Raw genomic sequence first — 7565 nt, forward strand, 5'->3', positions numbered from 1 at the left:
AGCGGTTCGAGCGGCTACTCAGCATCGCACCGGCCACCGCCGCCGAGGTCATCCTGCGCGGCGTCACCCGCCGCCGTGGTCGGGTCCTGGTCGGCTGGTCGGCGAAGCTGCCGGACCTGCTGGCCCGGATCGCGCCGGCCGGTCACGGCCGCCTCCTGGCCGCCACCGGAACCCGCGCCGCCGACCGCCGGCCGAACACCGTCGAACGGCCCCGGACGTCGGCGTGAGCGAGCGGAGCGAGCGAACCATCCGGCTCAGCAGCGTGGCGTCTCGCGCCGCCGCGGAGCGGAGCGAGGCGGTGGCGTGAGCGAGCGGAGCGAGCGAACCGTTCGGCTCAGTAGCGTGGCGTCTCGCGCCGCCGCGGAGCGGAGCGAGGCGTCGGCGTGAGCGAGCGGCACCTCACCGTCGACGGGCGGCGGGTCCGTCACCGCGTCGACGGCGCCGGGCCGCCGGTGGTGCTGCTCCACGGCATCGGGCGTACGCTGCGCGACTTCACCGAACAGCACGAACTGCTCGCCGACCGGTACCGGGTGCACAGCGTCGACCTGCCCGGGTACGGCGGCTCGTTGCCGATGGCGCAGCCGTACGCCCTGCCGGCGTTGGCCCGGTTCGTCGGCCGATACCTGGACGCGGCCGGGGTCGACGAGCCGGCGCACCTGGTCGGCAACTCGCTCGGCGGCGCCGTCGCCATGCGGTTCGCGGTGGCCGAACCGGCCCGGGTCGCCAGCCTCACCCTGGTCGCCAGCGCCGGCTTCGGCCGGGAGGTGACCATGGCGCTGCGCCTGCTCGCCGTGCGCCCGCTGGGCCGGGTGCTGCTGCGACCCAGCCGGTACACGGCCCGCCGGATCGAGCAGGCGCTGTTCCACGACCCGTCGTTCGCCACCGCGGAGCGGATCGCGTACGCCCTGACCGTGGCCCGCCAGCCGTACGCCGCGCGGGTGGTCCTGGAGACCGCGCGCAGCCTCGGCACCGTACGCGGCGTGGGCCCGTGGCGCGACGAACTCCTCGCGGAGCTGGCCGGACTCGACCTGCCCACCCTGGTCGTCTGGGGCGACCACGACCTGATCCTGCCGCCGGCCCACCTGGATGCCGCGCGGGCGTTGCTGCCCCGGGCCCGCACCCACCTGTTCCGTGACTGCGGGCACCTGCCGCAGGTCGAGTGTGCCGAGGAGTTCAGCGAGCTGCTGGCGGATTTCTGGTCCTCGGCGTAGTCGACAGGGCGAGCCCGGCACCCCCCGGTCGACGCTCGGCCGGGCGATGGGCGCATCATAGATACATGACGCATCCCCCTGCGGCCGGTCGGACGATCGCGCCGTCGGCCGCCGAACGCGCCTACCGCCACCTGAAACGCTCCATCCTGGAACAACTCCATCCCGGTGGTTCGCTGGTCAGCGAGGGTGAGATCGCCGAGGCGACCGGGGTCTCCCGGACGCCGGTCCGGGAGGCGCTGCTGCGACTGGAGGCCGAGGGGCTGGTCCGGCTCTATCCCAAGCGGGGAGCGCTGATCCTGCCGGTCTCGGCCCGCGAGATCGCCGACGTGGTCGAGGCCCGCCGGCTGGTCGAGGTGCACGCCGCCGAGCGGATCTGGCCTCGGCGCGCCGAGATCCGCGCCGACCTGGCCGCCCGGCTGGCCGAGATGCGCGCCGCGCACGCCGCCGGTGACCTGACCACCCTGATGGCCGCCGACCGGGCCTTCCACGCCACCGTCGTCGACGCGGCCGGCAACGAGATCCTCGCCGAGCTGTACCAGCGGCTGCGCGACCGGCAGCTGCGGATGGCCCAGGCGAGCTTCCGGCTCTCACCCGCCTGGGCCGAGGTGGCGCTGACCGAGCACGCCGCGCAGTTGGCCGCCCTCGACGCCGACGATCCGCAGCCCTGGCTCGCCGCGGTGGCCGCGCACATCGACACCGCCGCGCGCGTGTTCCTGGGCCCGCGATGAGCGAGCGTCAGCGAGCGAATCGGCAACGCAGCGCCGAGAACGCTCAGGTCGACGCCGAGCGAAGCGAGGTGGCGGCATGAGCGGCCCCGCCGTCGCGGGATCTCCACCGGAGGTGCCCCGCGGACGCGCCGTGCTGGTCTGGTCGGTGGCGCTCAGCGCGTACATCGCCGCGGTCTTCCACCGCAGCTCGCTCGGCGTCACCGGGGTGGACGCCGCGCACCGCTTCGAGGTCAGCGCCGCGATGCTGGCCACCTTCAGCGTCGCCCAACTCGCCGTGTACGCGCTGATGCAGGTGCCGGTCGGGGTGCTGCTCGACCGGTTCGGCTCGCGCCGGCTCCTGATCACCGGTGGCGTCCTGATGGTCGCCGGCCAACTCTGCTTCGCCCTCGTCACCGACGTACGCCTCGCCGTGGCGGGTCGGGTCCTGATCGGTCTCGGCGACGCGATGAGCTTCATCAGCGTGCTGCGGATCGTCGCGTACTGGTTCCCGGTCCGCCGCAACCCGCTGCTGGTCCAGCTGACCGGCACGCTCGGCCAACTCGGCGCGGTCCTCGGCGCCGTACCGCTGGTGGCGTTGGTGCATCACGCGGGCTGGACCACCGCCTTCCTGACCGCCGCGGGGCTGGGAGCGGCGGTGCTGCTGGTGGTCGTCGCCGCGGTCCGCGACTCCCCACATCCCACGCCCGCCCCCGCCGCCGGGTCACCGTCGGCCCCGATCCGTGGGCGGCTCGCCGCCGCATGGGCACACCCGGGCACCCGGCTCGGGCTCTGGACGCACTTCGTCACCTCGTTCTCCGGTGCCGTCTTCGCGTTGCTGTGGGGCTTCCCGTTCCTGGTGCAGGGGCAGGGTCTCAGCCCGACCGCCGCCGCCTCGCTGCTCACCGTGATGACCCTCGCCATGCTGCTGTCCGGGCCGGCGATCGCGCACCTGTGCGGCCGGTACCCGAGGCACCGCTCGGTGCTGGTCTTCAGCATCACCGGCGCCACCGCCGCAATCTGGGCGGTGGTGCTCGCCTGGCCCGGGCGCGCGCCCGGCTGGCTGCTGGTCACGCTGGTGCTGGTCCTGGCGCTCAGCGGGCCCGGCTCGCTGATCGGCTTCGACTACGCGCGTACCTTCAACCCGGTCAGCCGGATCGGCAGCGCCACCGGCATCGTCAACGTCGGCGGCTTCGTCGCGTCGATCGTCCTGGTGCTCGCGATCGGCGTGGTGCTGGACGTGGCCACCCCGGCCGGGCAGGACGCCCCCGGGCTGGACGCGTTCCGCTGGGCGTTCGCGCTGCAGTACGTCCTCTGGGCCGTCGGCGCCGTGCAGGTCCTGCGCTGGCGCAACGCCGCACGTCGCCACCCCGACGGGCGGGCCGCGCCGACCATCCACCGAGAAGCTGTGCCGACGGCCCGTGGCGGCGGTAGGTTCGCCACCTGGAGCGATCGTGGGCGCCGCCGCCCATCGGGCGACCCGCCGGCGCAACGGCGCCGGCGTGGCGCGCCGACGCGGAGTAGGAGGAGAGCGTGAGCCAGCAGGTCAGGGGAGTCATTTCCCGCAGCAAGGGCGCACCCGTCGAGGTCACCGAGATCGTGGTGCCCGATCCCGGGCCCGGCGAGGCGGTCGTACGGGTGCAGTCCTGCGGGGTCTGCCACACCGACCTGCACTACCGCGAGGGTGGCATCAACGACGAGTACCCGTTCCTGCTCGGCCACGAGGCGGCCGGCATCGTCGAGCAGGTCGGCGAGGGGGTCGACGCCGTCGCGCCGGGTGACTTCGTGGTGCTCAACTGGCGGGCGGTCTGCGGGGTGTGCCGGGCCTGCCGCCGGGGCCGCCCCTGGTACTGCTTCGCCACCCACAACGCGGCCCGGAAGATGACCCTGACCGACGGCACCGAACTCTCCCCGGCGCTGGGCATCGGTGCGTTCGCCGAGAAGACGCTGGTGCACGCCGGCCAGTGCACCAAGGTGGACCCGGCGGCCCGGCCGGCCGCGGTCGGCCTGCTCGGCTGCGGGGTGATGGCGGGCCTCGGCGCGGCGATGAACACCGGCGGGGTGACCCGCGGCGACTCGGTGGCGGTGATCGGCTGCGGCGGCGTCGGAGACGCGGCGGTGGCCGGCGCGGCGCTGGCCGGCGCGACGACGATCATCGCGGTGGACACCGACTCCCGCAAGCTCGACTGGGCCCGCAAATTCGGCGCCACACACACCGTCAACGCCTCCGAGGCGGACCCGGTGGCGGAGATCCAGGCGGCCACCGGCGACTTCGGCGCCGACGTGGTGATCGACGCGGTCGGCCGGCCGGAGACCTGGAAGCAGGCGTTCTACGCCCGGGACCTGGCCGGCACCGTCGTGCTGGTCGGCGTACCCACCCCCGAGATGCGGATCGACCTGCCGCTGCTGGACGTCTTCGGCCGGGGCGGGGCCCTGAAGTCCAGCTGGTACGGCGACTGCCTGCCCAGCCGCGACTTCCCCATGCTTACCGAGCTCTACCTGCAGGGCCGCCTGGACCTGGACGCCTTCGTCACCGAGGAGATCCCGTTGGACGGGGTGGAGGAGGCGTTCGCCCGGATGCACCGCGGTGACGTGCTCCGCTCGGTGGTGGTCTTCTGATGGCCGCCCGGATCGACCACGCCGTCACCTCCGGCACGTTCTCCCTGGACGGGCAGACCTTCGACGTCGACAACAACGTCTGGGTGGTCGGCGACGACGCCGAGTGCCTCGTCATCGACGCCCCGCACGACGTCGACGCCATCCTCAAGGTGGTGGCGGGGCGTCGGGTCACCGCGATCCTCGCCACCCACGCCCACGACGACCACGTCCGGGTCGCGCCGCAGCTGTCCCGCGCCACCGGCGCGCCGGTGCTGCTGCACCCCGCCGACCGGGTGCTGTGGGACATGGTGCACCCCGACGAGGCGCCCGGTGGGCAGCTGCACCACGGCGACAAGATCGAGGTGGGCGGCACTGCGCTGACCGTGCTGCACACCCCCGGGCACAGCCCCGGCGCGTGCTGCCTGCACGCTCCCGCGCTCGACGTGGTGTTCACCGGCGACACGCTGTTCGCCGGCGGCCCGGGGGCCACCGGCCGGTCGTACAGCGACTTCGACACCATCATCGGCTCGATCCGGGACCGGCTGCTCACCCTGCCGCCGCAGACCGTCGTGCACACCGGCCACGGCGACAGCACCACCATCGGCGCCGAGGCGCCGCAGCTGCCCCAGTGGCTGGCCCGAGGACACTGAGGACCCGGGCCCGGTCGGCGAGGCCCTGACCGCACCGACACGGTGCCGACGCGCCCGGAAACCCGGGTGCGTCGGCACGCCGGTCCCGGCGACACTGCCGACGTGTCATCGACCCCGCATCCGAGACTGACCCCAGCCCAGCATGACGCGATGCGGCACGTCCGGGCGGTGGCGTTGGGCGGCCGTCCGGCGGCGCTGGCCGCCATCGGCCGGGCGCTCGCCGGCACCGGCGTACGGCAGGACCGGGAGCAACTCGTCGCGGCGTTCGGCCGGGCCGGCCGCGTCACCATCAACTTCCACCCCGACCGGCTGATCGCCGACGGACGGACGGTCGCCGAGGCACTCGCCGCCGAGGGCGTCTACCGCAGTCAGTTCGAGACGAGGATCTCCAACGGCGGGCTGACCGCGTACCCCGGCGGGGACCGGGACCGCTGGGAGCAGCGCCTGTTCGGCGGCGCGTACCAGCGACCGGGCGTACGCCCGGCGGACCGGCCGAAGTACGGCGGCCTGAACCTGCTCGACCACCCGGACGGCGCCTCGCCCCGATTCGGCTCCTGCCACCTGCGGCTGCGACCCGAGGTGCTGGCCCGTACCACGTTCTGTTTCGGCGACAGTCACCTCGGCCCACGGGATGTCGGCACCGTCGACGTGGTCGAGCCGGTGCTGGCCGCCCTGCTCGCCGCGACCGTCGACACCGGGGTCAGCCTCGGTCGGCCGGGCATGGATCTGGTCGCCCTCACCGGCGAGCTGCTGCGCCACCGGGAGGACGTCGCCGCCGCACCGCGGGCGGCCGGGCGTGCCCTCGACGACTACGTCGAGGCGCAGGTCCACGGTGACATCCGGCTGGCCGCGGACGTGCTGGAGCTGGTCGTCGATCCCTCGTTCCGCGGCACCGGCATCGCGGCGGCCCTCGCCGACGCCGCCCGCCGGTACGGCTTCCCGCTGGGCTGGCACGCCGGCTTCACCCTGCCCGCGCACCAGGTCGACGCCGAGTTCCGGGGGCCGGCCATCCCGCCGCTGGCGGCCCGGGTGCACGCCGAGTTCGCCCGGCCGGGGGAGCCGCTGCACGCCGCGCTGATCGGCCGGGCCGCGGCGTCGGTGGTGACCGACCCGGGCCGGTGGGTCGATCGTGGGCCGGTCTCGGACACCCTGCAGCACCTCAAGCAGCTCTGGCACGTCCTGGTCCACTTCGGCACCCCGTACGAGGTCTGATCGCGCTGCCCGGTCCGGGGCTTTCTGTCCGGCCTGGCGGGGTGACCCGGATCGCAGCCACGCGGGGTCAGGGCATTTCCGGAATGCCCGACATGCCAGCCGGGTTGTGTCCCCCGAAGCGCCGGCACGTAAACCTCGACCGGCGTCCGCAGTGCCCCCGAGAGCGGCTCAACCCCGAGCGGCTCGTAACGATCGAAAGGGCAACCATCGTGAAGCTGGACTTCACTCGATGGCTCCCGGCCATCGCGACGAACCCGAACCGGAAAACCGCACTGAGCGTGGCGGGCGTGGCAGCCCTCGCCGGGCTGGCCTTCGGCCCGACCGCCGTCGCCACACCGATCACCACCGGCCCCCACGAGGGCGCCGTGGCGGCGATCGACAAGGCCACCGGACGGACCACCACGGTCGAATCCGGGCAGACCACCGGCGGCAGCACCGACAAGGCAGCCGCCGACAGCCAGAATGCCGACAAGTCTGACACCGCCGAGTCGGACGCCGAGACGCCCAAGCGCGACGAGTTGGTCCCGCACGGTGTGCAGGGCGCGCAGTCACGCATCCCGCTCGACAACGCGCAGCGAACCAACGCCAAGACCATCGTCGAGGTGGCCAAGGAGTCCGGCGTGGGTGAGCGGGGCGCGGTGATCGGCGTCGCCACCGCCATGCAGGAGTCGAAGCTGTACAACCTCGGCCACCTGGGCGCGTACAACGACCACGACTCGCAGGGCCTGTTCCAGCAGCGGCCGTCCAGCGGCTGGGGCACCGAGGCACAGATCACCGACCCCGAGTACTCCTCGACCGCGTTCTTCGAGGCGCTCAAGAACGTCCGCGGCTGGCAGGACATGCCGCTGACCAACGCGGCGCAGCAGGTGCAGGTGTCGGCGTACCCGTTCCACTACGCGCAGTGGGAGGATCAGGCGGCGGACGTCGTCTCCCAGCTCTGGTGACACCGAACCAAGTCTGGTGACACTGAACCGCTTTGCTGACACCGAACCACGCACCGGCCGGCCCTGTACCTGAGGGCCGGCCGGTGCGCGTCTGCGGTACCGCCGGCACAGCGGCGGCGACCGTCGACGGGTCGGCCCCGTGCACGTCCTCTGGTCGGCCCGTGCGCGTGCTGCGGGCCCGGCCCGGTGCGCGTCTGCGGGTCGGCCCGTGCGCGTGCTGCGGGCCCGTGTTCGCGCACACAGCCG

General features: G+C 73.8%; 7 protein-coding genes and 1 pseudogene. All 8 read left to right on the forward strand.

Annotated features, from left to right (window positions below; genetic code table 11):
* Window positions 1-227: pseudogene (locus tag AB0M52_RS27100) on the forward strand (acetoin dehydrogenase); the annotation flags it as partial.
* Window positions 228-383: 156 nt separating this feature from the next.
* The gene (locus tag AB0M52_RS27105) at window positions 384-1211 is read left to right on the forward strand and encodes an alpha/beta fold hydrolase (RefSeq protein ID WP_363959272.1); all 828 of its coding nucleotides are present in this window, start codon (window positions 384-386) and stop codon (window positions 1209-1211) included.
* 65 nt (window positions 1212-1276) lie between these two features.
* Window positions 1277-1939 carry a GntR family transcriptional regulator gene (locus AB0M52_RS27110; RefSeq protein WP_363959275.1) on the forward strand — a complete coding sequence of 221 codons (663 nt, stop codon included), beginning with the start codon at window positions 1277-1279 and terminating at the stop codon, window positions 1937-1939.
* A gap of 76 nt (window positions 1940-2015) precedes the next feature.
* Window positions 2016-3452 carry an MFS transporter gene (locus AB0M52_RS27115; RefSeq protein ID WP_363959278.1) on the forward strand — a complete coding sequence of 479 codons (1437 nt, stop codon included), beginning with the start codon at window positions 2016-2018 and terminating at the stop codon, window positions 3450-3452.
* Window positions 3449-4534, forward strand: coding sequence for an S-(hydroxymethyl)mycothiol dehydrogenase (locus AB0M52_RS27120; protein ID WP_363959281.1), 1086 nt, complete (start codon window positions 3449-3451; stop codon window positions 4532-4534). Before AB0M52_RS27115 ends, AB0M52_RS27120 begins: the two co-directional genes overlap by 4 nt.
* The gene (locus tag AB0M52_RS27125; protein WP_363959284.1) at window positions 4534-5163 is read left to right on the forward strand and encodes an MBL fold metallo-hydrolase; all 630 of its coding nucleotides are present in this window, start codon (window positions 4534-4536) and stop codon (window positions 5161-5163) included. The genes AB0M52_RS27120 and AB0M52_RS27125 overlap by 1 nt, the downstream gene beginning before the upstream one ends.
* Before the next feature lie 150 nt (window positions 5164-5313).
* Window positions 5314-6375, forward strand: a complete 1062-nt coding sequence (locus AB0M52_RS27130; protein ID WP_363959286.1) for a DUF3626 domain-containing protein — start codon at window positions 5314-5316, stop codon at window positions 6373-6375.
* 209 nt (window positions 6376-6584) lie between these two features.
* Window positions 6585-7319 carry a hypothetical protein gene (locus tag AB0M52_RS27135; RefSeq protein WP_363959289.1) on the forward strand — a complete coding sequence of 245 codons (735 nt, stop codon included), beginning with the start codon at window positions 6585-6587 and terminating at the stop codon, window positions 7317-7319.
* The last annotated feature ends 246 nt before the right edge of the window (window positions 7320-7565 follow it).

This window comes from Micromonospora sp. NPDC051296 (genome assembly GCF_040682255.1).
Classification (GTDB): domain Bacteria; phylum Actinomycetota; class Actinomycetes; order Mycobacteriales; family Micromonosporaceae; genus Micromonospora; species Micromonospora craterilacus.